The sequence below is a fragment of the Streptomyces sp. NPDC058457 genome (genome assembly GCF_042720695.1).
Lineage (GTDB): Bacteria > Actinomycetota > Actinomycetes > Streptomycetales > Streptomycetaceae > Streptomyces.
The window spans coordinates 22,177-47,255 of sequence record NZ_JBHXLU010000051.1 but is presented as its reverse complement, the minus strand read 5'-3'; the positions used below and the strand labels follow the sequence as shown (position 1 = coordinate 47,255).

Below are 25,079 nucleotides of genomic sequence, written 5' to 3'. Positions count from 1 at the left end.
CTCTAGGTCTAGGTGCTCGCCGAGCGCACTCTCGCGGTCGTGTGCGTCCTGCTCAACATGGGTGCCCCGTAGGGCCGGTGGGCGCGGCCGCGCCATTCCGCTGCCCTTGGCGCTCGACAGAGGAGTGCCCGCCCGTAACACGTGTCAGCGCGTCCAGCTCCGCCGCGGCGTCCGTCGGCATCTTGTAGGCACTGCGGACGGAAGCCACCAGGACCTGGGCGCACATGTCGGTGACGTCTTCGGCGCTGAGCTGGTCGAGGTTGTCGAGGTAGGTCACCGTGACGGCGTCGACATAGCCGCTCCAGCCGGTGAGCGCCGCCTGCAGCTGCGGCGGCGGGCTTTCCGGGCATCCCAGTGACACGGAGATCTCGGCCAGCGCGTCGAGTCGGGCTGCCTGGAGCACCTCCCGGACCTTCTCATCCGCGTGGCCCGTCCTCATCATGATCGCGAATCGCTCGGGGTGCCGACGCGCGTACTCGAAGTGCCGGAACAGAAAGCCGTGGACACGCTCGACGGCCGTCAGCTCCGTGTCACGTGGCTTCTCATAGGAGACGAGTTCTTCCCATGCCTGCCGAATGGCGGCCGCAAAGAGGCCGCGCTTCCCTCCGAAGTGGTACGACAACAGGCCGTGCGCGACTCCGGCCCGCCCACAGACCTCGTCGACCGAGACGTCCTCGTACGGCTTTCTGGCGAACAGTTCAAGCGCCGCCGCGATGAGCGCTGCGCGGCGATCGACATTGCTCTCACCGACGGCGCCTTCGCCGGGCACGTTCTCGGCTTGTATCGGGGGCACTCTTCGAGTGTCACTGGTAGTCGCCACGGAGGGAATTCTAGGGCAGCGAAAACCTGCACCTGCCAAGTTCTCCCGTCACCACGTCGGCGACCGGGGCGGAGCAACCGCGAGACGGACGGCTCCCCCTCGCTCACGGTGCCCCCCTTCGAACGGAGCACGCGGGCCGGCTGTGAAACCTGAGTCGAGCCGGGCAACGACGAGCAGTCCCCCGACAGGGCCCTGCCCTGCTCCACGCGCGGCGAGACCGACCGCGCCATCGCCAACGAAAGGAATCGGCATGAAGATCATCGCTCTGGAGGAGCACTTCCTTACCCAGGCACTGCGGGAAGCGTCCGCCGACCATCCGGTCAGCCGTCTGTACGAGGAGACGATCCCTCACTTCATCGGCCCGCTCCTCGACCTGGGTGAGCGACGCCTCGCGGACATGGACGCCGCGGGCATCGACGTCCAGGTGCTCTCCCACACCGTGCCCGGCCCGGAGAGCCTCCCGGCGGACACGGCCGTACGGCTGTCCGTGGTGGCCAACGACGCCCTGGCCGAGGCGGTCGCCGCCCACCCCGACCGGTTCGCCGGCTTCGCCATCCTGCCCATGCCCGACCCCAGGGCCGCCGCGCGGGAACTCGACCGGGCTGTCACCGACCTGGGCTTCGTCGGCGCGATGATCAACGGCCATGTCGGCGGCCGTTACCTGGACGACGAGTTCTTCTGGCCGGTGTTCGAGGCCGCCCAAAGCCTCGGCGTGCCGGTCTATCTGCACCCCAACCGGCCGCCCGAGCCGGTGGTCCGGGCCTGCTACGCGGGCTTCGCCCCTGTCGTCAGCGAGATCCTGGCCAATGCGGCCTGGGGCTGGCACATCGATACCGGACTGCATGTGCTGCGGCTGATCCTGGGCGGTGTGTTCGACCGCTTCTCGAACCTGCAGATCATCATCGGGCATATGGGCGAGGCGCTTCCGTCGATGATCTGGCGGGCGAACTCGGTACTCAACGCGGTCGCCGGCCTGGACAGGCCCGTCGTCGACTACTTCACCGACAACCTCTACGTCACCACCAGCGGGCTGTTCGACTACGCGCCCTTTGCGGCGGCCCTGCACGCGCTGGGCACCGACCGCATCCTGTTCTCCGTCGACTACCCCTTCAGCGGCAACACGGCGGCTCGTGAGTTCCTCGACCGCCTGCCCTTGAGCCGACCGGACAAGGAGAAGATCGCCCATCTCAACACCGAAAAGCTGCTCAGGCTGGGCAAGTGATCCGCTGAATGTACCGGTGGTGAACCCGGCAACTGGGCCCTTCCTCCGCTCGGTTACCGCCTCCCTGGTCAACTGGTCCCGATCTTCCATGAGGGTCCGTCAGCTTGCAGACGGACCCTCTCCACCAGCCGCAGGCGCTTGGCCTCCTAGAGCCGGTCCCGCTGCCGGTGGTGCAGTTCCGGTTCGGTGATCGGGGTGCTCGGCGTTGGTGACGAAGCAGGTCAGCCGCATGCCGTCGGCGCCGATCTCGGCGAGCCGGGCGTCGGCGCGAATATCGCCGTCCGGCTCGACGGCCGGTGTCCCGCGGACGCATGGATCTTCGAAGGAGGACTGCCACCGCCCGCGTGGGGACTGCCGGCTGACGAACTCCTGGGTGCCGTTTACGAGGTCGGTCGAAGGCGACTGCAATGGCCTGCTCTGATGGTGAACAGCGTCCAAAGGTCGGGGACGGGTTGCTTCCTTTGGAGGGGTCACGCCGGTGGATCGCGCGGTTAGCGTCGGCGACGCTGAAGGCGAACTCGAGGAGGATCTTATAGTGTCCGCTGATTTCCTCTCGGAGGTCCAGAAGGATCTCGCGCAGGGGATGCTCTCGCCACGGGTGCTCAACGACCCCGACATCCACCGCGCCGAGCTGGACCGCATCTTCACCAAGTGCTGGGTGTTCGTCGGACACGTCTCGGAGATCCCCAGCCCCGGCGACTACGTACTGCGCTACATCGGCGAGGACCAGTTCATCCTGGCCCGCGACGAACAGGGCGAGATCCAGCTGCTGCTCAACAACTGCGTGCACCGCGCCTCACCCGTCTGCCGCGCGGAAAAGGGAAACACCTCGCACTTCCGCTGCCCCTACCACGGCTGGATCTACAAGAACTCCGGCGAATGGAACGGCGCCCCCTACCGCGCCAAGGCCTACCGCACCCTCGACACCACCCGCTGGGGCCTGCGCAAAGCACCCCACGTGGACAGCTACCAAGGCCTCGTCTTCGCCTGCCTGGACCCCGACGCGGTACCCCTGCGCGACTACCTCGGCGACATGTGCTGGTACCTCGACGTGATCTTCGGCCTCAACGAACAAGGCATGCGGGCCGCCGGCGACCCCCACCGCTGGACCGTCCCCGCCAACTGGAAATCAGGCGCCGAAAACTTCGTCGGCGACGCCTACCACGTCCAATCCGCACACAGCTCGCTCGAGGACATCGGCCTCCTCCCCGACCTCGGGCAGTCGCTCAGCACGCAGTTCCATGTCGCCCTCGAAGGCGGGCACGGGCTCATCATCACCCCGAATCTCCTGCCCGAACCGCACTGGGTCATGGACTACCCGGCCGAGGTGGCCGCGACCTTCGACCTCGCTCGGCTGAACGCCGGGCAGCGTGAGTTCCTGGAGTCCCGGTACGGGGTGGTCGGCTTCACGATCTTCCCGAACCTGTCGTTGATCCGGGCCGTCGCCTCGACCGAACGGGGCCGACCGCCGGTGTGCTTCACCGCTCTGCGGCAGTGGCAGCCGCGCGGGCCCGAGCAGTTCGAGCTGTGGAACTGGCCGATGGTGTGGAACTCGGCCCCACCGGAGTTCAACCAGGCCTCGTACGAGGGCAGCGTCTTCGGCTTCAGCCCCTCGGGGGTCTTCGAGCAGGACGACACCGTCGTCTGGCGCGGCGGCCCCATGGCGGGCCGCTCGGCGTTCGCCCGCCAGGACATGAAGCTCAACTTCCAGATGGGCCTGGACGGAATGAGCGACTACCAGACCAGGCCCGACTGGATGGGACCCGGCGAGGCCAGCACCTCGGTCTATGGCGAGAGGAACCAGCGCCGCTGGTGGCAGCGCTGGAGCGAAGCACTGGCGTCATCCTGACAAGGATGTTCCCTGTGCCGATGGCGGCAGAAGAGCCCGCACCGGCAGCTCGTCCGGTGCGGGCTCAGCAGTGTTGACCTGCCGGAGTCTCCTCATGCGGTCCGTGGCGTCGTCTCGTACGGCTTGATCATGTCGTAGATGAAGTCGCCGCCGTCGCGATAGGCAGTGGCCCCCGTCCGGTCGAGTGCGCGCTCCATCGCGACCGCCACGGCCTCGGGCGTCAGGTCCGGGTTCGGGGGTGTGGCGGTGGTCTGGCTGATGAACGCCTCGTTGAACGAGCCGGCGGATGATTCGATCACCTTGCCGGTGATCGTGCAGTCCTCGTGGGCGAGCCATGCGGCGACCGGGGCGACGACATCGGGGGTCAGCCCCGCCGCCTGGTTCTGCTTGCTGGCCTCCGCCGTGAGCATGGTCTGCAGTGCCACGGTGTCGGCGTAGGGCGAGATGGCGTTCGCCCTGATCCCGAGCTTCGCTCCCTCGGCCGCCAGCGAGCGGGTCAGCCCCACGACGCCGAGCTTGGCGGCGGCGTAGATCGACTGGGTGGGCAACCCGGCAAGCCCCACGCCCGAACTGACGTTGACCAGGCGCCCGTAGTTCTGCGCGGTCATGTGCGGCCAGGCTGCGCGGGTCATCCATATGTGTCCCATGAGGTGGACGCCGATGACGCGTTCGATGTCCTGGTCGGTGATCTCGTCGAATGTCGCGAACGGTGCGATGCCGGCGTTGTTGATCAGGATGTCGACCCGGCCCCAGGTGTCGAGAGCGGTGTCCACGATCGCCCGCGCACCGTCGCGCTCGGCCACCGAGTGGCCGTCGCCGACGGCCTCGCCGCCGGCCTTGCGGATCTCCTCGACCACCGCCTCGGCACCGGGACCGATCTGCCCGCGCCCGTCGGGACCGACACCGAGATCGTTGACCACGACCTTCGCCCCTCGCGATGCCAGAAGCATCGCGTACGACCGTCCGAGCCCGGGGTTGCTGCCCGCGCCGGTCACGATCGCCACTCGTCCATCGAAACGAAACTCGTCCGCGCTCAATTTGCCCTCCATGGTGACCTCGGGGTTGACCCGCCCCCGGGTGCGGACGCACGACGACCTCCGACAGGCGCACATCGTGCCCGGATCGGCCGGGGGACACGCTGCGAGGCTAGGACCGCGTCACGGCCGTCACCAGCGTCCGAAGGTAGGGCACAGGGCGCTTCCTTTGGGGGGTTTACGCCGATGAACCCGCCGGGCGAGCCTCGGATCACCGCAGCCAGCGGGAGCTCGCGGGACAGCTCGCGGGGAGGAGAGACAGCGTATGCCGGTGCAACGTCCGGGACGAGATGCCGTCCCCAACATGACGGACTACGACGCCGAGCGGGCCCGGTTTCGCTGGGAGGTTCCACAGCGGTTCAACGCCGTCCTGGACATCCTCGAGCGCCGGGCGGAACAGAGCCCGGACGAACTCGCCCTGGTGACACTGCGCCGCGACGGCGGGGTCGCCGTGTCGTACACCTTCCGCGAACTCAACCTGGCCAGTCGGCGCATGGGACACGCCCTCGCCGGGATCGGTGTCGGCAAGGGCGAGCGGATCTTCGTGATGCTCCCCCGGATCGCCGAATGGTACGTGGCCCTGCTCGGCGCGATCCGGATCGGCGCCGTCCCCGTCCCCGGCACCCCGCAGCTGACCTCCCGTGACATCGAGTACCGCGTCGACCGGGCGGAAGCCGTCGCGGTCGTCACGGACACTGACGGGGCGGTCAAGGTCGACAAGCTCACCGACCGCCTGCCGACGCTCGCACACCGCATCGTCGTCGGGACCGCGCCGTCCGCCGGCTGGCACACGATGGACGGGCTGCTGGCGCGGGCGTCGGACGGGCCGACCCCGGCGGACCCGACCGCCGCCGACGACATGATGCTCGTCTACTTCACGTCCGGCACGGTCTCGTACCCCAAGATGGTCGCGCACACCCAGGCCAGCTTCGGTCTCGGCCACATGGTCACGGCCCGCTACTGGCAGGACCTCCGGCCCGGGGATCTGCACTGGACCCTGTCGGACACCGGGTGGGCGAAGGCCGCGTGGAGCAAGCTCTTCGGGCAGTGGGCCCAGGGCGCGACCGTCCTGGAGATGGACCTGGGCAAGTCCGACCCCGATCTGATCCTCGACACGATCGAGCGCCACGGGGTCACGACACTCTGCGCGCCGCCGACCCTGTACCGCTCGCTGGTCGTCGCCGATCTCGCGAGCTACGACCTGTCCCGGCTGCGCCACTGCGTCTCGGCCGGCGAGCCGCTCAATCCCGAGGTGATCCGGATCTGGGAAGAGGGAACGCGCGGGCTTGTCGTCCACGACGGCTACGGCCAGACCGAGACGGTCAACGTGCTCGCCAACTTCCGCTGCCTGCCGGTACGCAGCGGGTCGATGGGCAAACCCGTTCCCGGGTTCGACGTCGACGTGGTCGACGACGACGGCGCATCGGTGCCTGTGGGCGACGAGGGCAATGTCGCCATCCGCGTGCAACCCGAACGGCCCGCCGGGCTGTTCACCGGCTACTGGCGCGATCCTGACGCCACCGCGGCCGCATTCACGAACGGCTGGTACTTCACCGGCGACAAGGCGCGCCGTGACGAGGACGGCTACTTCTGGTTCGAAGGCCGGCAGGACGATGTGATCACGTCCTCGGCGTACCGCATCGGCCCGTTCGAGGTCGAATCGGCGCTCGTCGAACATCCGGCCGTCATCGAAGCCGCGGTCGTCGGACAGGACGACCCCGATCGGACCCAGATCGTCACCGCGTTCGTGATCCTGCACCCCGACGCCGACCCTTCACCGCAACTCGCCGAGGAACTGCAGGACCACGTCAAGCGCCTGACCGCCCCCTACAAATACCCACGCCAGATCCACTTCGTCAGTGATCTGCCCAAGACCGTGTCAGGCAAGATCCGCCGCGGCGAACTGCGCGACCGGCTACGCGGCACCACCCACACCTGAAATCCGCCGGCATGAGGCACGTGGAGGAGCATTCGATGACAACTGCTGACGAGGCCGCGACGCGGATCGGTGGGACGTGGGACCTCACCCTGCGCCCGGGGGCGTTCCCGCCGCAGAGCGGTGTGCTCACTCTGACCCCGGACGGCGACTCGCTGTCGGTGCGGTTCGAGACCCCGGAGGGCGCCAGCACCAGCGAGGGAGACATCAAGGGGCGGCGCCTGTCCTGGACCATCGCCGTCGGCAGCAACCCGGCCCCGCTTCGTTTCGAGGCGGAGGTCGAGGGCGACATTCTCCTGGGCCACGTCGAGCTGGGCGTCGGGCCGTTCAAGGAGCGAGCCCCGGTGGAGGGCGTGCGAGTCGGGTCGGGCGCCCGGTTGCCGTTCCGGGAGGGATCGGTCGCTGTCGTGGAGACGCTCACCGCGTGCGGGGTCGAGTACGTCTTCGGCTACACGGGCGGTGTGTCCACGAGCCTGGAGCGCAGCATCACCGCGCACGGCATGAAGGACTTCAACGCGCGCAACGAGCTGTCCGCGGCGTGGATGTCCTACGGCTACAACCGGGTGAAGCGGCGGGCCGCCTCCGCGGCGCTCACGTGGTGCGTCGGCGCGCTGCACGCCGCGCCGGTCGTGTACGCGGCCAAGCTCGACTCCACCCCCCTGGTTCTCATGCTGATCGAAAGCGCGGCGGCGTGGGACATGCGGGACATCCTGCAGGACGCGACCGAGCTGTATCCGGCGCTCAAGCCCCTGTCGAAGTACATCAAACGTGTCGTCGACGGCGAGGACCTGCCGCTGGCCGTCCGGCAGGCGGTGCTCGCGGCGAGCACCGGCAAGTTCGGCCCCGCGGTGCTCGACCTCACCCAGGGTGCGATGTACCAGAGGACCACGGTCAGGACCGAGCAGCTCACGCTGCCGGAGCCGCCCGCGGCGGGCGAGACGAGCGTACGGCGGACGCTGGAGTTGATCGAGGCCGCCGAGCGGCCCGTGATACTGGCGGGAGCGGGCATACATCTCGCCGACGCAACGGGCGAGCTTCGCCGGTTCGTCGACGCGACCGGCATTCCGGTGGTGTCGAGCGGGGCGGGAGGCCGCGCGGTCCTGCCGGACGATCACCCGCTCTACGCGGGCGACATGAGCGGCTGGGGGTACTTCGGGACGGGCACCAAGGTGGCCGAGGAGGCCGACCTGTGGGTCGCGGTCGGGTTCTCCTTCTCCCAGACGGCCACCCTGTCGTGGTCCCTCGCCAAGCCGGAGAAGGTGGTACAGGTCGACATCGAGGAGTCTCAGCTCGGCCGGATCTTCCAGCCGACGCTGGGCATCGTCGCCGACGCGAAGGCGTTCCTCGGCCAACTCAACGACAGCCTGCAGGCCTCCGGTGTGGAGAGCCGACACCGCGCGGACGAGGTGCGGACAGCGGAGATCGCGACGGCGAAGGACTCCTACGCCGAGACGCTGAGGTCCTTCGTCGGCACCGACCCGATCATGCCGGCAGCGATCGGCCAGGTCCTCTCGGAGGAGGTTCCCGCAGGGACCATCTTCGTCAACGACGAGGGCTTCCCGGTGCCCGGGATGGTGTACCGGGAGTCGAAGTACCCTTCCGGCTTCGCGGCACCGCTGGGCTTCCACTACGCGGCGCTGGGGTCGTCCCTCCCGGTGGCGATCGGCGCGAAACTCGCCGCACCCGACCGACTGGTCGTCAGCGTCGGCGGCGACGCCGGCTTCTACTACGACTGCAGCGAGCTCTCGGTGCTCGCCGAGCGCAATCTCAAGGTCGTGAGCATCGTCCTCAACAACGGTGGCCTGTACGGCGGCCGGCGCGGCCGCGAGCACGGAGGCCCGGGCTCGGTGCCGTTCACGCACTGGACCGACCTTCCCGAGACCGACTACACCGCGGTCGCCCAAGGCATGGGCGTACCGGGCGAGCGGGTGGACAAGGCGGACGAGCTCGCGGCGGCGATCCGTCGTGCGATAGCCGCTGACGGCCCCTACTTCATCGAGGTGATGACGGCCGCGAGCACGATGCACCTGCACATGGCCGGATGGCCCGATCCGGACCCCAAGACCACCCGCAAGGCGGGCCATGCCGACCTGTTCGTCGACGGCTCATGGCCGAACTGACGAACAACGCGGCATCCCACAATCGATCTCCAGGAGGACACCATGACGACTGTTGAACGACAAGAGGAATCGGCGCATACAGGGGCCCGCCTGCCCGACATGGCCAGGTTCATCGACTTCCTCGAAGCCCGGAAGGCCGAAACCGAGAACCCCAGGCATGCCGCGATGATCGACTTGCTCATCGAGCACTCGCTCGCCGAGGTGCGCGACCACGACATCGACCGGACGATGGCGACACTGGTGGACGACTGCGTCTACCACTGCTACGGCGACCCCGTCGCGATCGAACAGCAGGGCGGGCGGGTCGCCCACAGGGACACGGTGCGCGCGGACTACCTCGCGAACATGGCCAACGGCAGGCTGGCCATGGACAGCCTCGAAGTCGAGATCGAGCACTTCTTCATCAACGACGACGCCATCGCCTGGGACGGCTGGACGCGCCTCCGGCTGCCTGGTGCGGCACTGGCCGAGACGGGCATGCCCCTGCCGGACGGAGGAACCGTCGACGACGTCTACGTGCACAGGTCCAGGGCCGCCATCGTCATCCCGTTCCGCGACGGTCTGATGGTCGGCGAGGACTTCTACCTCGACAACCACGGCACCCTGGAAAAGGTGACCTGACCGCCCACCGTCTACGGGGTCGACAGGCTCCTGTTCAAGTACTGCCGTCCCGACGGTGCGAAGGGTCTTCGCAGGCGAGAGCCTGCGGGGCCCCTTTTTTGTTCGTATGGCCCGGGGGCTGGTCGTGCTGTGCACGCACTAGGAGGGCGCAGCTGGATCAGGCTCCGCGGCCGCCCTCCGCACCTGTGGCGAGCAGTCCGTTGACCACCAGCGTCGCCAACCGCTCCGCCGTGGCCGTGAGTTGCTCCGACGAAGCGGGGTCCGGCCTCCCCAGGCGTCGCGCCAAAGGCCCGTCCAGCATGCCCGAGACCGGAGGGATGACGGCGAAGAACATGACGTCCATCGGGATGGGCGCCATGCGTCCGGCGGCGACGAGCCGATCAATACTCGGCACCATGAGCTGCAGAGTCGGAGCGATGTACTGCTCGTAGAGGTAGTCCAGCCGCTCCGTGTCCCGGGAGAACTCGTCGACGAGGACCCGTCCGATCAACGGCGTGTCCCCCGCGCTCCGGTAGAAGCCGACGATGATCAGGCGCAGTTGCTCGGCATCGTCGAGTGAGGGATCCGTCTTCGGCAGGCACGCCAGTTGCGCCCTCAGGGCAGCGTCGACCACCGCACGCCAGAAGGCCGCCTTCGACCCGTACCGGTCGTTGATGAAGTTGTGACTGACTCCCAGGCGGCGGGCCAGCACCCGTGCGGAACCACCGTCGTACCCCAGCTCGGCGAAGGCCTCGAGCCCGCGCAGCAAGATGCTCTCCTCGTCGGGCACAGCACGAGTGTCCCGGCTCGGGCGCCCCGGCCGTCGGGCGGGTTCTGTTCTGGCTCCCACCATTGTCTCCTCACCGATCGCCCCGGACCTCTGGGACTCGCCACCAGCTTAGGCGGCTCGCCAACACCTTACTTGACAGATGTCAGAATACAGCTAATCTGACAGGCGTCAGACCATTCGTGGCGTGAGGCAAGCAGTCGAGTCAGCCGTTCCTCGCAGGGCTGACCCACACCAGTCACCACCGGAACCACCGCTCCCCCACCACGCTCGGCCTGCTCCGTCATATGCCGGAGCAGGCCGAGCGCTCTCCGAAAGTGAGTGCCACATGACCGCGCACCCCCCGCTCCGAAAGGCCCCCGACCACGTGGTGACCCTGATCACCGCCGGGGATCCCCTCGCCGATGCCGTCGTCGCCGAACTGGACCAATACGGCGCGCAGGCACGGCGTGCTCTCGACGCGGGCCTCACGAACGGCCTGGCAAGCCTGGACGCGGAGCCCCCCACGGCCGTAGCCGCGCTGCTGCGTCAACTGGAAACGCCTCCTTCCTGGGTCGACCCCTTGATGCTTCATCGCGGCGATGTCGCGAGCCTGTCCGTGCCCCCCATGTGGTTCCAGCTCTGCTCGCTGACCAGTGCGCTCGCGCACTCCTATGCCTCTCCTGCCACCGCACGACAGCTGGTCCGGACGGGCAGTGCGACGGACATTGCTGCGCGTCGGCTCGCGGGGAGCGGTGTATGGGCACGGCAGACCGTCCGGCCGGGAGGGCTGCTCCGCGGACGGCCTGGCTACCTGGCCACCGTCGAGGTCCGGTTGCGCCATGCCCGGATGCGGGCCGACGCCGTCGAGGACTGGGACCGGGGCGCCGAGGGCCTGCCGATCGGCCAGCTCGACATGGCCCGTACCTGGCTCGGATTCACCTTCACCGCCTTCCGGGCCCTCGATGCCGTCGGCATCGGCATGAGCCCGGAAGAGGAGCACTACCTCTACCAGTACTGGTCGTACGTCGCCCATCTCCTGGGACTCGACGAGCGCCTATACCAGGACGTCGGTGACCACGCCGGCGCGTGCCGGCTGCTGGACCTGCTGGACTTCACGACGCCCGCGCCCGATGAGAACTCGACGACCCTGACCTCGGCCATGATCGGTGCACAGGCCCGCGCGATGGCCGACGCTCCGGGCGTCGGGCTGTCCGAGGAGCAGCTGCGCCACCTCATCCACAGCGTGCTCCGGCGGACCTTCGGAGAGGAGTGGGGGGATCACCTGGGTATCCCCGTCGTCCCGTCCGCGACCGATCTCATCCCGCTGATCAGCCAGCTCAACCGCCAGGCCCGCTACTGGCAGACCTACTCCCCCGCCTCGGCCCAAGAGGCCCGCCGTCGAGCGCTGGCGGAGCCCGGGCCGCACCTCAAGGCGGCCCTCCCTCCTCGCGCCCGCTCGTGCCGCAAAGCCACAGAAGGTGATCGCCCGGGCGTCCGGGCGGCCTGATTCGCCTTCCCCCCTTGCCGGCCACCACAGCACAGCACATGACGAGCTCCGACGACGCAGCCGTCCCGCACCGTTCAACTGTTCCTCTTCCTCTCCCTTCAGGAGTTTCGTCATGTCCGAAACATCAGCCCCCGCGTCGGACACGGCCACCGTGTCCATGCTCCCTCCCTCTGACGCACCGCCACGTCACCGCTGGTGGATCCTCGCCGTCATAGGCGTGGCCCAGCTCATGGTCGTCCTGGACGCGACCATCGTGAACATCGCCCTGCCCTCGGCGCAGAAGGACCTGGGCTTCTCCGACGGCAACCGGCAGTGGGTGGTCACCGCCTACGCCCTCGCCTTCGGCAGCCTGCTCCTGCTCGGCGGCCGGATAGCCGACCTGTTCGGCCGCAAGATGACCTTCCTCGTCGGCCTGGTCGGCTTCGCCGGTGCCTCCGCCCTCGGCGGCGCCGCCACCAGCTTCGAGATGCTGGTCACCGCCCGCGCCGCACAGGGCGTCTTCGGCGCCCTGCTCGCCCCCGCCGCCCTGTCCCTGCTCACCGTGACCTTCACCGACGCCAAGGAACGCGCCAAGGCCTTCGGTGTCTACGGCGCCATCGCCGGCGCCGGCGGAGCCATCGGCCTGCTGCTCGGCGGCCTGCTGACCGAGCACCTCGACTGGCGCTGGACCCTCTACGTCAACCTCGTCTTCGCCGCCGTCGCCTTCGCCGGCGGAGCGCTCCTGCTCAAGCGCGCCACCCGCGACAGGACCGCCACCCTCGACATCCCCGGCGCGCTTCTCGTCGGCGGCGGCCTGTTCTGCCTTGTCTACGGCTTCTCCAACGCCGAGAGCCACGACTGGAGTTCGGTACAGACCTGGGGTTATCTGCTGGCCGGTGGCATCCTGCTCGCCGCGTTCGCCTGGTGGCAGACCCGCTCCACCCACCCCCTGCTGCCCCTGCGCGTCCTGCTCGACCGCAACCGTGGCGCCTCCTTCGTCTCGGTGCTGATCAGCGGCGCCGGCATGTTCGGTGTCTTCCTCTTCCTCACCTACTACCTCCAGCAGAGCCTGGGCTACACCCCCGTCAAGACCGGCCTGGCCTTCCTGCCCATGGTCGCCGGGCTCATGCTCGCCTCCACCCTCGCCACCACCGTCCTCATTCCCCGCATCGGCCCCAAGCCGGTCGTGCCCCTGGGCATGGGGCTGGCCGCCGCCGGAATGGTCTGGCTCACCACCCTCGACCTCAACAGCACCTACACCACCGACGTCCTGCCCCCGCTGGTCATCGCGGGCCTCGGCCTCGGTCTGGTGATGCCTCCCGCCATGAGCCTGGCCGTCGCCGGCGTGGCCGCCGAGGACTCCGGCGTGGCCTCCGCCGCCGTCAACACCATGCAGCAGGTCGGTGGTTCCCTCGGCACCGCCCTCCTCAACACCCTCTCCACCACCGCCGTCACCACTTACCTCGACGGCCGCGACGCCAAGGACCCGATGGTCCTCGCCCACGCCGGCCTGGAGGGCTACTCCACCGCCTACTGGTGGTCCGCCGCCTTCTTCGCCGCAGGCCTGGTCATCAGCGCCCTCCTCTACCGCCGAGGCGTCCCCGCGCAAGACCCGGACGCGGCACCGGTCGTCCACATGTGAGTCCCGGCCGCACAAGCTGCTCCCAGGGCCAAGGCGCTCTCCGGGGGCAGCTTGTGCATGTCGTCGACGCGGCGATGGCGGGATGCTGTCAGCCGGACTCTGCGGGCCCAGGAACGGGTGACTCGCCGTGCTGAGCCCGCCCAGTGCAGCGGCCGTTCACGACGTGCCGGGTTACGGCGTGCGCGGGGCCACGGCCGTGGTGGGCACGCCGAACGACAACGGCTGCGGCGTCTGTGGCCACCCGGGCGACGGGCCCGGGCCGGTCGGTGACGGTTCGGCTTCTCTCCCCCTCCTCCCGCTCGCCACCGGAGGCCGGGAAGCTCCCCGTTCCGTCAATGAATGTGGGACCCGCCGTTGACGTCGTACGTCGCACCGATGAGGTAGCCCGACTCGGGCCGGGCCAAGAAGGCGATCACTCCGGCCACGTCCTCGACGCCCCCGATCCGGCGGACCGGAACGTCCGCGATCATGGCGGCCTTGCGTTCCTCGTCCCGCTTGCCTTGCGTGATGTCGGTATCGATCAGGCCCGGTGCGACGGAGTTGACGGTCACGCCGGTAGGACCGAGTTCGCGGGCGAGCGACCGGGCGAAGCCGAGGAGCGCCGCCTTGGCCGCCGAGTAAGCCACTCCCCCGAACACCCCGCCACCGCGTTCGGCCGAGACCGACGAGAGGAAGACGATCCGGCCAAAGCCCCGATCAGCCATCCCCGCTGCCACGCGGTGGGTTACCAGGAAGCCTCCCCGGACGTTGACGTCGAAGATCTTGTCCCACTCGGTGGATGTGACGTCGAGGAAGCGGGTCGGTAGGTGATCCCCGCGTTGTTCACGAGGACGCCGATCGGCGGAAGTGCCGCATCCGCGAACGCGGCGTCCACGGCAGCCGCGTCGGTGACGTCCGCCGCGAGGCCCAGGGCTTCCACCCCGTGCCGGGCGGCGATCTCCTGAGCGGCGTCCTCGGCGGCGTCCTCGGCGAGATCGAGTACGGCGATGTGGTAGCCGGCGGCGGCAAGGGCGTGTGCGGTGGTGCGTCCGATACCGCGACGGGAGCCGGCGCCGGTGACGACGGCGGTGCGGGGGGGTGAGTTCAGTGGACATGCGGTTCTCCTGGGAAGGGGAAAGGCGGGAACGGGGATCAGAGTTCGCGGCGCACACGCTCCTTGATCGCCGCGACGGAGAGCCCGTAGCGGTCGTGGAGCGTGGGCAGCGCGCCCGCGGCGAGGAACTCGTCCGGCAGACCGATGGGCACGATGCGTGCCGCCTGCTGGGCGAAGGCCAGACAGGCTGACCAGCCCATCCCTTTCCAGGGTGTTGACCAGTGCCGACACGGCCGCCCTGCTCATGCCGGACAGCTCCGCGGCCTTCTTCGCCTCGACCGGGCCCGACAGCCAGATCGCGAACAGGACGCGGACCCCGGGCCATGACCAGCCGCGGGGCCGGTGGGACCAAAGCCGTGGAACCAGTGGTGTTCAGCGGCCGGGGATGAAGCCGTGGTCGCCGCCGGAGTGGTCGGGATCGATGGCGTGCAGGATGCGCTGTCCGATGTCGGTGAGGTGGCGGACCTGGGCCTTGGTCAGGGGGTCGAAGACCAGCCGTCTGACCTCCTGGACATGACCCGGAGCGACGTCGAGAACCGTCTCGTACCCTTCCTCGGTCAGGGCCGCCAAGGTGTAGCGGCCGTCGGTGGGGTCGGGGCTGCGGTGCACGTATCCCTTGCGTTCGAGACGGGCGACGACCTGGGACAGGCGGGAGAGCGAGCCCTCGGCGTAGGAGGCGAGCACGCTCATGCGCAGCGTCCGCTCCGGCGACTCCGACAGCGCCGCCAGCACGCCATAGTCGAAGTAGTTCAGCCCTGCCGACCGCAGTTGCGCGTCGAGGGCACTCTCCAGGCGCAGCATGATGCCGGCCAGGCTCAGCCATGCGCGCCGTTCCTGCTCATCGAGCCATCGGGGGCCCTCTTCGGCCGGGATCTTTGTCACGCCCCCAATCTACCGTCACTTCACACTTGAAGCGAAAGTCGGGCCGAGATCACTTGATGCTTGAAGTCATAGCGCGCTACATTTCACTTCATCATTTAAGTGACTGCCCGGGTCTGTGCCGAGCAGCGAACTCCGTAGGAGACCGTCGTGAAGCTGCTCGTTCTCGGCGCCACCGGCGCCACCGGCCGCCTGGTCGTCGACCAGGCTCTGGCGGCCGGTCACACCGTGCGCGCCCTGGCACGCTCCCCCCAGAAGCTGGACGCCGCCCGGCCCGGACTCGACGTCGTCTCCGGCCAGGCCACGGACGCCGGTGACGTCACGCAGGCCATGGTGGGCGTGGACGCGGTGATCAGCGTCCTCGGAGCCGGTGGGGGAACCGTCATCACCGACGCGACGCGCGCGGTCATCGCCGGTGCGGCCAACACCGGCGTCAGCCGCTTCGTGTACCTCTCGTCGTTCGCCGTTCTGCACGATCGGCTCAGCGGTCCGGCCAAGGCCATGGCCGGCCTGGCGATGAGGGCGATGGTCAAGGACAAGGCCGCGGCCGAGGACGTGCTCCGCGCCAGCAACCTCGACTGGACGATCGTCCACGCAGTCCGCCTCACCAACGGACCCTCCACCGGTGGCGCCAAGCCCCTCCCGGACGCGGCCACCCTGCGCATGGGTGACACCGTAAGCCGCGCCGATGTGGCCGCCTGGATGCTGGCCGCCGTCACGAACGTCTCCACCAGCCGCCGCTCCGTCGTCATCGCCGGCTGAACCTCCTTCCCCCTTCGCCAAATCGCCCTGTTCTGATTCGGAGAACACCATGAGCGGACAGCTCGCCACCCGTTCCGCCCGCCCCAACGGCCTCATCATCGCCGGGGGTCTGGTCGGGACCGCAGTCGTCGCCATAGCGCTCAACGCCGTCGTCGCCGTGTCCGCACGCGCGGCCGGCGCCTCGGGCGACTTCCAGCCGCTCCACCTCACCGCCTACGCGCCCCTCACCGTCTTCGGGGTCCTGGTCGGCGCCGCCGCCTGGGCGATCGTCCGCGCCCGCTCGGCACGTCCCGCCGGTCTGCTGCGCACCCTCGTACCTGTCGTCGTCCTCGTCAGCCTTGTCCCGGACGTTCTCGTCGGCGCCTCCGACAGCAAGCCCGGCACCAGTTGGGGGGCCGTCATCGCCCTGATGGTCATGCACTTCGTCGTCGCGGCTGTCGCCGTCCCCGCCTTTCGGCGATTCCTCCCCCTGGACGGCCGCCAGGGCTGACGCCTCCCCCGGGATACACAACCCCCGGTCGCGGCGATGATCGTATCGACGGAGTAGTCTGCGTCCGGCCAAGGCATTCAGCACATGCGTGCGAATGCCTTGGTTCCGTTTACCCGCAGGGACGGATGAGAGGCCCACATCGATGACTGCGGTCTCCCACCACGACGTCGCTTTCGCGCGGCTTCTCGTGTCGAGCTACCAGCGGTTGACCGGCGCCCCGTTGTGGCCGTCCGGGCCCTCGCACGACGGCGAGACGGCCCGCCGGCTCTACGAGGACGCACCGTTCGGGCTGCTCGCGCACGACACGAGCGCGGATCCGATCTTCATCTACGCGAATACGACCGCCCAGAGGTGCTTCGAATACACCTGGCAGGAGTTCGTGCGGCTCCCGTCCCGGCTGTCCGCGGCTCCAGGGGGACAGAGCGACAGGGCGGGGTTCGTGCGATCGGTGGCGGAGCGCGGGTACGCGTCCGGCTACCGCGGCCTGAGGATCGCCAAGTCCGGCCGGGGATTCTGGATAGAAGACGTCACGATGTGGAACCTGCTGGACGCCGACGGCACACACCACGGTCAGGCCGCCGTGTTCCGGTCGTGGACGGACGTCTCGGAGGACCGGACAGGCGGCTGATCATGTCCGACGCGTCAATGGGCCCGCGGCTGTTCGACAGACCGTCCGCTCTCGCGAACCGACCCGTGTCCAGGGAATCCGGTCAACGCAGACCGATGACAGCCCCTCTTCGAGAGGCCGCTCAGGCAGCTCTACCGCATCGGCGGGCGCGGAATGACTTCGCTGTCACGCCGCGCCCGATCCGCCCATACTCTGGGGCAGTTCGCCGGGTGACGAACACCTCGACGCACGGGCGTCCCGGCGGCCCGTCGCGGAGGTCCTAGCGGCGCGTGCTGCCCCCGTCCGTGACGATGAGCTGCCCGGTGATGAACGCGGCGTCGTCGGAGGCGAGGAACGTCACGACGCCCGAGACGTCGGACGGCATCTGCACCCGCTTGATGTTCTGCCCTTGCACGGCCTGCTCGAAGAAGGACTCGTCCGTGTTCTCCACGGCGGCGGCCGTCCGGACGAGACCCGCGGCGACGCCGTTCACGGTGATGTTGTGGGCGCCGAGGCCGGTGGCCAGGACGGAGGTGAATCCGTTCAGGGCGCCCTTGGCGGAGATGTAGGAGACGAAGGGCGGCGGCGCGGTCCAGTAGCTGGCCGAGGTGATGTTGATGATCCGACCCGACCCGGACTCCTTCAGGTGCGGCAGGAACGCCTTGGAGGTCAGGAAGGGTCCGTCCACGTTGACGGCGAAGGTGCGACGCCACTCGTCGTAGGTCACGCGGTCGAAGTCGGCAAGCAGAACCACGGCAGCGTTGTTCACCAGGATGTCGACGGGACCCAGTTCATCGCGGACCCGCGCGGCGAAACCGTGGATCGCCTCCTCGTCGGAGATGTCGACCTTGTCGCTGACGAATCGTCGTCCGGTCTCCGCGACGAGTGTCCGCGTCTCGTCGGCCGGATCGATGTCCGCGACCGCGATGTCCGCGCCCTCCGACGCGAGCCTGCGGGCGATCTCCTGCCCGATCCCCCTACTGCCTCCGGTCACGACGGCGATCTTGCCGGTCAGTTTCCCAGCCATGACGCATCTCTCCTCGGCCAGCGCTCGAACGGTCTCACTCCTGGATGGTGCGCATCGACGCCGTCGACAGGAGGTGGCTTGTCCGTCCAATGAACATGTCCATTGAGCGTGACGGGGGTCACTTCCTACCTTGTCGCTACTCGCTGATTGGTCACCGTGCTGTGCGTCCTGATTCAGGTTTGACCGAAGAGCCACGCGGAGGAACTCCGCGAGGGCACCAGGGCCGGTTCGGCAGCGGTGCTGCCGGGATGGCCGAGAGCCGAGAGACAAGCACTCGCAGCAAGGTCCGGCGGCGAACGTCGGTTCCGACAGCAGCGCTCTGTGCGCAGGGAGTCGCCCATGGTTCAGATCGAAACACCCGGTGCGAAAGAGGGAGAGGGTGGCAGATACACCCTGAGCTCAGGCACTCTCGCCGCGGTGGTGCTCGCTGTGTGCCTCTCGCAGATAGCCCTTTCCGTCCCCTCGCTCATCACCGGGCTGATCCAGCAGGATCTCACGCCGACCTCGGCCCAGCTGACGTGGATCGTCGACGCCTTCTTCATTCCCGTCGCCGCGTTGGAACTGGGCTTCGGCGTGTTCGGTGACCTGTTCGGCCGCAAGCGGCTGCTCATCGGGGGCGCCGCGCTCATCGTCGTGGGCTCGACCCTCGCGGTCCTGGTGCCGGGTGAGGGATCGTCGACCGGCACGCGGGTGACGTTACTGATCCTGGCCCAGGTCCTCAACGGCATCGGGGCCGCGGCGATCTTCCCGACGAGCCTCGCCATGGTGGCGGCCGGCACGCACACCACTGGCCGCCGCGCGCGCGGCGTGGCGGTCTGGGCCTCGGCGCTTTCGGTCGGCGGCTTCTTGGGGCCGCTGCTGGCAGGCGTCGCCGCCAAGATCCACACCGGATGGGCCGGGAGCGCGAACTGGCGCTGGGCGTACGTCGGTGTCCTTGCCATCGCTGTGGTGAGCGTGGTCCTGTCGCTGGCCCTCGCCCAGAACTCGGCGTCACCCGGGGGCCGATCCATCGACTGGCCGGGGCAGATCACTGTCGCGCTCGGCCTGTTCGCTCTGCTGTACGCAGTGATCCAGGGCCCCGAGAGCGGCTGGGGGAGCCCACAGATCGTCATCGCGTTCATCCTCGCGGCCGTCTTCCTCGTGCTGTTCGTCTTCGCGGAAGGTCGCGTGGCCGCGCCGCTGCTTCTCCTGAGCGCCTTCAAGAACCGGGCGTTCGCCGTGAACTCGGTGGTCACCGTGATCGGCATGTTCGGCTTCCTGGCGATCATGTACTCCACCAGTATCCGCCTCACCACCATTCAGGGGTTCAGCCCGCTGAAGAGCTCCGTCGCCTACCTCTTCTTCGGGGGCATCGGCCTGGTGCTGTTGCCCCTCACTTCCAGGCTGCTGGAGCGCTACAACCCCCGCTGGGTGCTCTTCACCGGCCTAGGCCTCGTCGGCGTCAGCGGGCTGTGGTTCGCCGGCGTTCCGGCGAGCGACCGGGCACTTGGCGCCGTCGTCGGGCCTCTGATCCTCGCCGGCGTCGGTTCGGGACTCGCCTTCGCCGCCATCAGCGCGGTCGCGGTCAACACGTTGCCCAACCACCTCGCCGGCATGGCAAGCGGTGCCACGAGCACGTTCCGGGACCTCGGGTTCGCCCTCGGCCCCGCGATCACGGGTGCCGTCGCGCTGGGCCAGGCTGCCAAGGAGATCGCCCGCAACCTGGCCGACAATCCTGGCCTGAGCAAGGCCTATGCGGCTTTCCAGGCCGCTCCGGCCCATGCTCCCGCGGATCAGAGACCGCAGCTCGAGGCGGCGGTTCATGCCGTGGCCTCAGGCCCCCTGGGGGCCAACTCGGTGCCGGCCAGTGTCATCACGCCCGATGGTCAGGTCGTGCCCTTCAACCCGCTCAAGGACGTCGCCTTCCACGCCCTCAGCCACAGTTACTCCCACGCATACGTGCTCGGTGGCATGGCTGCTCTCATGGCGGCGGCACTCACTCTCGTGGGTGCGCGCGGTGGTGTGGGCGAGATCCATCTCGACGACGACCCGCACCCTCGACGGCTGATGCCCGACGAACGCACCGGCGCCGGGACATGAGTGACAAGTCGGCCAGGACGGCCGGAGCGCCCGTCGTGACCTCTCTTCCTGAGCAGCAGCCGCGACGGGCCATGGCGTACACAGAAAAACGCTCAAGAGATTTACTCGGACAGGAGTCGGACCAATGACCACCACACAATCGGCACCGAGCAGTACGGACGACGTCCGCGCGCCGGCCACGGTCGCTCAGGCGGAGGCTGCGTGGCTCATCGCGATCACAAAGGGCGACGAGGAGCAGCGTCACCTCATGCTCCGCGACTGCGTGATCGTTCACGGCCCGGTCGGCAATGTCCACGACCGCGAGCGTTTCCTCCGCTACAACGCGTCGATGGGGGCCACTCTCGAGGCCGAGACCAGCGAGGTGACGTGCCAAGAGCGAGAAGGACGTGTCATCGTGACGTGCTTTCAGAAGATGCGCATCCGGCGCGTGCCCGACCTGCCGCCCTTCTTGGTGCAGGCCGTGGCGACTCGGGTGTGGTTCTCGACCGACGAGGGATGGCGCCTCGGTCACATGCAGCTCTCCCGGCGCCAGCCGTCGGCATGACGTGCCGGTTTCGTCGCCCTGCGGGCTACGAGGTGCGGATGGGAATGCCCGGCCGCCAGCCGAGGCTCCTGGACAGTCCCAGTCCGCTCGCGACCAGCGAGGGAACCACCGCCTGCAGTTTGATCGAGCCCGCGGCCACCACGACGGACAGGGCCGCGACGACTTTGCCGCTGCCGTCGACGATGCGCGTCGCGACCGACTCAGCCCCTTCGGTCAGCTCTTCCTTGACGACCACCGTTCCGGTCGAGCGGCAGGACGCCAGTTCGCAACGGAGTTCGGCCGGGTCCACGATCGTCTTGGGAGTGAAGCGTTGCAGCCTTCCCGCCAGTACTTCATCGATGAAGGCCGGACTGCTGTAGCTCAGCAGCACCTTGCCGACACCGGAGCAATGCAAGGGGAGAAGGCCGCCGACCTGCGACGTCAGGCCGACGGCGTGAACCGCCGACAGTCGCTCGATGATCACGGCCTGGCCGCCCTGGAGGACCGCCAACTGCACATGCTGGCGAAGAGCCGTGTACAGGTCCTCCACGAACGGCTGCGCGGCGCTGCGGAGCGTCTCGGCGCGCGGCGCGAGGGTTCCGAGGCGCCACAACGGCAGGCCGATCGCGAACCGGTTGTCGCTGCTGCGCTCCAGCGCGCCGACCTCGACGAGTTCGAGCGTGAGGCGCCTAGCGGTGGCGTGCGGCATGCCTGTGCGTCTCACCAGGTCGGCGAGGCTCAGCTCGGTGTTGTTGGGGTCGAAGGCGAACAGCAGGTCCCACAGCCGGGAGCTCACCGAGCGCCCGGGTTCGTTCGCGCGAGGCATAAACCTCTCCTTTGTCGAGCGTGACCCCGCTCACCCTACCTTCAATGTTCGTTGGATGGATAGCCCTGTTCTATCAATGCGCATTTCACCGAACCCTTGCATACAGCCAGTTACCACCTCGCTCGAGGTCCACGGGAGTGAAAGAGCATGAGCACAGAAGACGGCCCCAAGATCGCGATCCTGGGCGGCGGCATCGGGGGTCTCGCTACCGCGGCGTTCCTTCGCGACCAGGGCTTCGAAAGCGACGTCTACGAGCAGGCGGCCGCGCTCACCGAAGTGGGCGCCGGCCTGGTGATCGCACCCAACGCCGCCCGCCTGCTACGACGCCTCGGCGTGCTGGACCGGTTCATCAAGCGCGCGGTGCGCATGGAGATCGGCTGGGAGTTCCGGCGCTGGGAGAACGGCGCCGTTCTCTCCGCGGAGAACCTGGACGAGGGGTGCATACGCCTGTACGGCGAGCACACCTACGCCGCCCACCGTGCCGACCTGCTCGACGCCTTGAGGTCGGCGGTACCCGAGCACTCGGTCCATCTCGGCAAGCGCTGCGTCTCGGTCGAGTTCGAAGCCGACCAGGCGGTCCTTCACTTCGAGGACGGCGAGACGGTCCGCCCGGACATCCTCATCGGCGCCGACGGAGTCCACTCACGCGTGCGCGGCGCCATCGTCGGGCCGACCCAGGCCAGGGAGTCGGGCATCTGTGCCTTCCGGGCTCTCGTGCCGGCGGAGCAGGCACCCGACTTCGCCAGGCGGCGCGCACAGACCCTCTGGATCGGCCCCGACCACCACCTCGTGCACTACCCCGTTTCCGGCGAGGAGTACATCAACCTCGTCGCCTTCGCACCGGCCGGGACCAACAGTGTCGAGTCGTGGACGGCCACTGCGACGCTCAGGGAACTGCTCGACGAGTTCGCCGGCTGGGATCCGCGTCTGGTGGAGCTCATCACGGCAGCCGACACGCCGGGGCGTTGGGCGTTGCTCGACCGCGAGCCCCTCGACCGCTGGAACCGTGGAAACGCGACCCTGCTGGGTGACGCGGCCCACCCGATGTTCCCGTTCTTCGCCCAGGGCGCCGCCCAGGCGATCGAGGACGGCGCCGTTCTGGCCCTCTGCCTTGCCGAGGACCCGGACAACCCGATCGCGGCGCTGGGACGCTACGAAGAACTCCGCCGACACCGTACGGCACGCCTGCAGGAGGTGTCGCACGGACGGTCCCACATCAACCACCTAGCGGACGGCCCCGAGCAGCAGGCACGCGACCTGGAGTACTCACAGGCCGACCCGCTCAAGACGAACGGCTGGATCTACGAGTACGACCCCGAGACCGCCGTATCGGCGTCGGTGTGATGCGGAGGTAGACATGAAGATCACGGCCGCGGTGTCACGCGAGAGTCGGACCGTCCCCGAACTCGAGCAGGTCGACCTCGGGGATCCGAGGCCGGACGAGGTCCTGGTGCGCATCGTGGCAACAGGCATCTGTCACACCGACATCAATTGTCACAACGGTCATGGGGTTCCCGTACCTCACCCGATAGTGCTCGGGCACGAGGGCGCAGGGGTCGTGGAGGCGGTCGGTCCGGGGGTGACGCGCCTGCGAGCCGGTGACCATGTGGTGCTCTCGGGCAACTCCTGCGGTGTGTGTCCCAGCTGTCTCGACGCGCGGCCCACCTACTGCCGGGAGGCGATGCGTGCGGCCTTCGGTGGGGCGCGATTCGACGGCAGCTCGCCGATCACCCAGGCCGGAGACCGTGTTGCGGCCGTGTTCTTCGGACAGTCCTCCTTCGCGACGTACGCGGTGGCGCCCGCACGGAGCGCGGTCCTCCTCCCGAAGGACGTCCCTCTGCACCTGATGGGACCGCTCGGCTGCGGCGTCGTCACGGGGGCGGGCTCGGTTCTGGAGTCGTTCAGGTTGCGCCCCGGACAGTCGATCGCGGTGTTCGGCACCGGAGGCGTGGGGCTCGCGGCCGTCATGGCCGCCCGTCTCGCGGGCGCCCGGTGCATCGTCGCCGTCGACATCAGCCGCCCCCGGCTCGAGCTCGCCGTGGAGCTGGGCGCGACCGACACCGTGCTGGTGGGTGACGGCGGTGAGGAGGCGGCACTGCGACAGATCGAGCCTGACGGATTCGACTTCGCGTTCGTCACCGCGGACGTGCCGTCCGTCTACGCGACCGCGACGACGTGCCTGGACGTCGAAGGCACCCTCGGCTACGTGGTGGCACCCGCGGGCGAGTGGGTCCCGGACACCGGTTTCCTCCTCTCCGGCGGTCGCAGGCTTCAAGGGATCATCGGCGGCTCGGCCAACCCCCACGCCTTGATCCCGCAGCTGGTCGAGTACTGGCGGGCGGGCCGGTTCCCCTTCGACCGGATGATCGAGGAGTTCTCCTTCCACGACTTCGCCAAGGCGTGGAAGGCGGCCGGTTCCGGGCGGGTGATCAAGGCCGTGCTCAGAATGCCGGAAGCCTGACATCGCTTCCGCGAACAGTCCCGTCAATGCGATGTCGATCTTTCCAAGGCGAACAAGGCATTGACCGTCCAACGAACACAGCCGTTGTCCTCGCCCAGACCGCACCCGAGACTGCGGTACGGATCGCCCGAGATGCGGCCCCACACGCAGCTTTTTGTTGAAACTCTGAATACGCCCAGAGAGGCGGACCATCGAATGGCAACCGCAACCGGTAGTGGACTCGTCGTGCGAACGCTGCAGCGGGCCGGAGTCAACGTGGCCTTCGGCCTGCCCGGAGCACACATCGACGGCATCCTCCAGGACGCCCTCGATGCCAAGCTCCGGATCGTCGACGTGCGCCACGAGATGAACGCCGGCCACGCGGCCGAGGGCTACGCGCGGGTCACCGGAAACCTGGGGGTCGCCGTCGTCACGGCCGGCGGCGGCTTCACCAATGTCCTGACCTCAATCGCCAACGCCCATCTGGACCGGACCCCGGTCCTCTACATCGCGGGCTCCGGTCCTCTGGAGACGGACCAGGTCAACGACCAGCAGGCCGGATTCGACCAGGTCGCCATGGCCGCCCCGGTGACCAAGTTCGCGCATCGCGTCACCCGCACCGAGCTGATCCCCCGCCTGGTCGCCCAGGCGATCCGCACCGCACAGTCGGAGCCCAAGGGCCCGGTGCTCCTCGACATTCCCTGGGACGTCCTCCGCCAGTCGGTCGACGTCGACGATGTCGAGGACTACCGCGTCGAGGGGGGGGGCGCCCCGGGGTGACCCCCCCCGGGGGGGCGCCCCCCCGGGGGGGGGGGAGGGGGCCCCCGGCCGGCGGGGGGGGGGGTGGGGCCGGAGCTTGTTGCCCCCGGGGGGGC

22 protein-coding genes and 1 pseudogene are annotated in these 25,079 nt (G+C 68.7%); 15 read left to right on the top strand and 8 right to left on the bottom strand.

The window, feature by feature from the left end:
* Nucleotides 1–52 precede the first annotated feature (52 nt).
* Nucleotides 53–793 (bottom strand): TetR/AcrR family transcriptional regulator, encoded by a 741-nt coding sequence (locus tag ACFWPS_RS32520; RefSeq protein WP_383711500.1) that lies wholly within the window; start codon nucleotides 791–793, stop codon nucleotides 53–55.
* A 277-nt stretch (nucleotides 794–1,070) separates the two neighbouring features.
* Here ACFWPS_RS32520 and ACFWPS_RS32515 point away from each other — a divergent pair, with 277 nt between their 5' ends.
* Together ACFWPS_RS32515 and ACFWPS_RS32510 are read left to right on the top strand one after the other, a co-directional pair.
* Nucleotides 1,071–2,042, top strand: a complete 972-nt coding sequence (locus tag ACFWPS_RS32515; RefSeq protein ID WP_351716195.1) for an amidohydrolase family protein — start codon at nucleotides 1,071–1,073, stop codon at nucleotides 2,040–2,042.
* Between the two features lie 535 nt (nucleotides 2,043–2,577).
* On the top strand, nucleotides 2,578–3,891 hold the full coding sequence (locus tag ACFWPS_RS32510; RefSeq protein ID WP_383711497.1) for a Rieske 2Fe-2S domain-containing protein: 1,314 nt from the start codon (nucleotides 2,578–2,580) through the stop codon (nucleotides 3,889–3,891).
* A gap of 92 nt (nucleotides 3,892–3,983) precedes the next feature.
* Here ACFWPS_RS32510 and ACFWPS_RS32505 read toward each other — a convergent pair whose 3' ends face one another.
* Nucleotides 3,984–4,895 (bottom strand): SDR family NAD(P)-dependent oxidoreductase, encoded by a 912-nt coding sequence (locus ACFWPS_RS32505; RefSeq protein WP_383711494.1) that lies wholly within the window; start codon nucleotides 4,893–4,895, stop codon nucleotides 3,984–3,986.
* Between the two features lie 334 nt (nucleotides 4,896–5,229).
* On the opposite strand from ACFWPS_RS32505, the gene ACFWPS_RS32500 reads away from it, so the two are divergent.
* From ACFWPS_RS32500 to ACFWPS_RS32490, 3 genes are read left to right on the top strand one after another with little or no spacing between them, the layout of a single operon-like run.
* Complete coding sequence (locus ACFWPS_RS32500) at nucleotides 5,230–6,864, top strand: acyl-CoA synthetase (protein ID WP_383711493.1); 1,635 nt, start codon at nucleotides 5,230–5,232, stop codon at nucleotides 6,862–6,864.
* A gap of 35 nt (nucleotides 6,865–6,899) precedes the next feature.
* Complete coding sequence (locus ACFWPS_RS32495; protein ID WP_383711490.1) at nucleotides 6,900–8,981, top strand: thiamine pyrophosphate-binding protein; 2,082 nt, start codon at nucleotides 6,900–6,902, stop codon at nucleotides 8,979–8,981.
* A gap of 42 nt (nucleotides 8,982–9,023) precedes the next feature.
* The gene (locus ACFWPS_RS32490; RefSeq protein WP_383711487.1) at nucleotides 9,024–9,602 is read left to right on the top strand and encodes a hypothetical protein; all 579 of its coding nucleotides are present in this window, start codon (nucleotides 9,024–9,026) and stop codon (nucleotides 9,600–9,602) included.
* Nucleotides 9,603–9,759: 157 nt separating this feature from the next.
* Here the strand turns inward: ACFWPS_RS32490 and ACFWPS_RS32485 are convergent, their stop codons facing one another.
* Complete coding sequence (locus ACFWPS_RS32485; protein ID WP_383711485.1) at nucleotides 9,760–10,371, bottom strand: TetR/AcrR family transcriptional regulator; 612 nt, start codon at nucleotides 10,369–10,371, stop codon at nucleotides 9,760–9,762.
* Nucleotides 10,372–10,696: 325 nt separating this feature from the next.
* Here ACFWPS_RS32485 and ACFWPS_RS32480 point away from each other — a divergent pair, with 325 nt between their 5' ends.
* Nucleotides 10,697–11,857: an oxygenase MpaB family protein gene (locus tag ACFWPS_RS32480; protein ID WP_383711482.1), complete on the top strand. Its 1,161-nt coding sequence runs from the start codon at nucleotides 10,697–10,699 to the stop codon at nucleotides 11,855–11,857.
* 112 nt (nucleotides 11,858–11,969) lie between these two features.
* The gene (locus tag ACFWPS_RS32475) at nucleotides 11,970–13,478 is read left to right on the top strand and encodes an MFS transporter (RefSeq protein ID WP_383711479.1); all 1,509 of its coding nucleotides are present in this window, start codon (nucleotides 11,970–11,972) and stop codon (nucleotides 13,476–13,478) included.
* Between the two features lie 332 nt (nucleotides 13,479–13,810).
* On the opposite strand, the pseudogene ACFWPS_RS32470 reads toward ACFWPS_RS32475, so the two are convergent.
* The 3 genes and pseudogenes from ACFWPS_RS32470 to ACFWPS_RS32460 form a co-directional block, all read right to left on the bottom strand.
* Nucleotides 13,811–14,511 (bottom strand): annotated as a pseudogene (locus ACFWPS_RS32470) (SDR family NAD(P)-dependent oxidoreductase).
* A 98-nt stretch (nucleotides 14,512–14,609) separates the two neighbouring features.
* Entirely contained in the window at nucleotides 14,610–14,771 is a 162-nt protein-coding gene (locus tag ACFWPS_RS32465; RefSeq protein ID WP_383711589.1) for a hypothetical protein, read from the bottom strand.
* 172 nt (nucleotides 14,772–14,943) lie between these two features.
* Nucleotides 14,944–15,453 (bottom strand): MarR family winged helix-turn-helix transcriptional regulator, encoded by a 510-nt coding sequence (locus tag ACFWPS_RS32460; protein ID WP_383711476.1) that lies wholly within the window; start codon nucleotides 15,451–15,453, stop codon nucleotides 14,944–14,946.
* A gap of 147 nt (nucleotides 15,454–15,600) precedes the next feature.
* Here ACFWPS_RS32460 and ACFWPS_RS32455 point away from each other — a divergent pair, with 147 nt between their 5' ends.
* The 3 genes from ACFWPS_RS32455 to ACFWPS_RS32445 all read left to right on the top strand — a co-directional run bounded on the left by ACFWPS_RS32455 (nucleotide 15,601) and on the right by ACFWPS_RS32445 (nucleotide 17,330).
* Nucleotides 15,601–16,212, top strand: coding sequence for an NAD(P)-dependent oxidoreductase (locus ACFWPS_RS32455; protein WP_383711474.1), 612 nt, complete (start codon nucleotides 15,601–15,603; stop codon nucleotides 16,210–16,212).
* Between the two features lie 49 nt (nucleotides 16,213–16,261).
* Nucleotides 16,262–16,702 carry a DUF6069 family protein gene (locus ACFWPS_RS32450; protein ID WP_383711472.1) on the top strand — a complete coding sequence of 147 codons (441 nt, stop codon included), beginning with the start codon at nucleotides 16,262–16,264 and terminating at the stop codon, nucleotides 16,700–16,702.
* Between the two features lie 142 nt (nucleotides 16,703–16,844).
* Nucleotides 16,845–17,330, top strand: a complete 486-nt coding sequence (locus ACFWPS_RS32445) for an MEKHLA domain-containing protein (RefSeq protein WP_383711470.1) — start codon at nucleotides 16,845–16,847, stop codon at nucleotides 17,328–17,330.
* A gap of 259 nt (nucleotides 17,331–17,589) precedes the next feature.
* Here the strand turns inward: ACFWPS_RS32445 and ACFWPS_RS32440 are convergent, their stop codons facing one another.
* The gene (locus ACFWPS_RS32440; RefSeq protein WP_383711467.1) at nucleotides 17,590–18,336 is read right to left on the bottom strand and encodes an SDR family NAD(P)-dependent oxidoreductase; all 747 of its coding nucleotides are present in this window, start codon (nucleotides 18,334–18,336) and stop codon (nucleotides 17,590–17,592) included.
* 339 nt (nucleotides 18,337–18,675) lie between these two features.
* Between ACFWPS_RS32440 and ACFWPS_RS32435 the strand changes: the two genes are divergently transcribed.
* Nucleotides 18,676–20,415, top strand: coding sequence for an MFS transporter (locus ACFWPS_RS32435; RefSeq protein ID WP_383711464.1), 1,740 nt, complete (start codon nucleotides 18,676–18,678; stop codon nucleotides 20,413–20,415).
* 124 nt (nucleotides 20,416–20,539) lie between these two features.
* Nucleotides 20,540–20,959: a nuclear transport factor 2 family protein gene (locus tag ACFWPS_RS32430; protein ID WP_383711461.1), complete on the top strand. Its 420-nt coding sequence runs from the start codon at nucleotides 20,540–20,542 to the stop codon at nucleotides 20,957–20,959.
* A 25-nt stretch (nucleotides 20,960–20,984) separates the two neighbouring features.
* On the opposite strand, the gene ACFWPS_RS32425 is transcribed toward ACFWPS_RS32430, so the two are convergent.
* Nucleotides 20,985–21,764 carry an IclR family transcriptional regulator gene (locus ACFWPS_RS32425; RefSeq protein ID WP_383711459.1) on the bottom strand — a complete coding sequence of 260 codons (780 nt, stop codon included), beginning with the start codon at nucleotides 21,762–21,764 and terminating at the stop codon, nucleotides 20,985–20,987.
* 147 nt (nucleotides 21,765–21,911) lie between these two features.
* Here ACFWPS_RS32425 and ACFWPS_RS32420 point away from each other — a divergent pair, with 147 nt between their 5' ends.
* The 3 genes from ACFWPS_RS32420 to ACFWPS_RS32410 all read left to right on the top strand — a co-directional run bounded on the left by ACFWPS_RS32420 (nucleotide 21,912) and on the right by ACFWPS_RS32410 (nucleotide 24,984).
* Entirely contained in the window at nucleotides 21,912–23,108 is a 1,197-nt protein-coding gene (locus ACFWPS_RS32420; RefSeq protein ID WP_383711456.1) for an FAD-dependent monooxygenase, read from the top strand.
* 13 nt (nucleotides 23,109–23,121) lie between these two features.
* Nucleotides 23,122–24,225 (top strand): NAD(P)-dependent alcohol dehydrogenase, encoded by a 1,104-nt coding sequence (locus ACFWPS_RS32415; RefSeq protein ID WP_383711454.1) that lies wholly within the window; start codon nucleotides 23,122–23,124, stop codon nucleotides 24,223–24,225.
* A gap of 132 nt (nucleotides 24,226–24,357) precedes the next feature.
* Nucleotides 24,358–24,984, top strand: coding sequence for a thiamine pyrophosphate-binding protein (locus ACFWPS_RS32410; RefSeq protein WP_383711452.1), 627 nt, complete (start codon nucleotides 24,358–24,360; stop codon nucleotides 24,982–24,984).
* The last annotated feature ends 95 nt before the right edge of the window (nucleotides 24,985–25,079 follow it).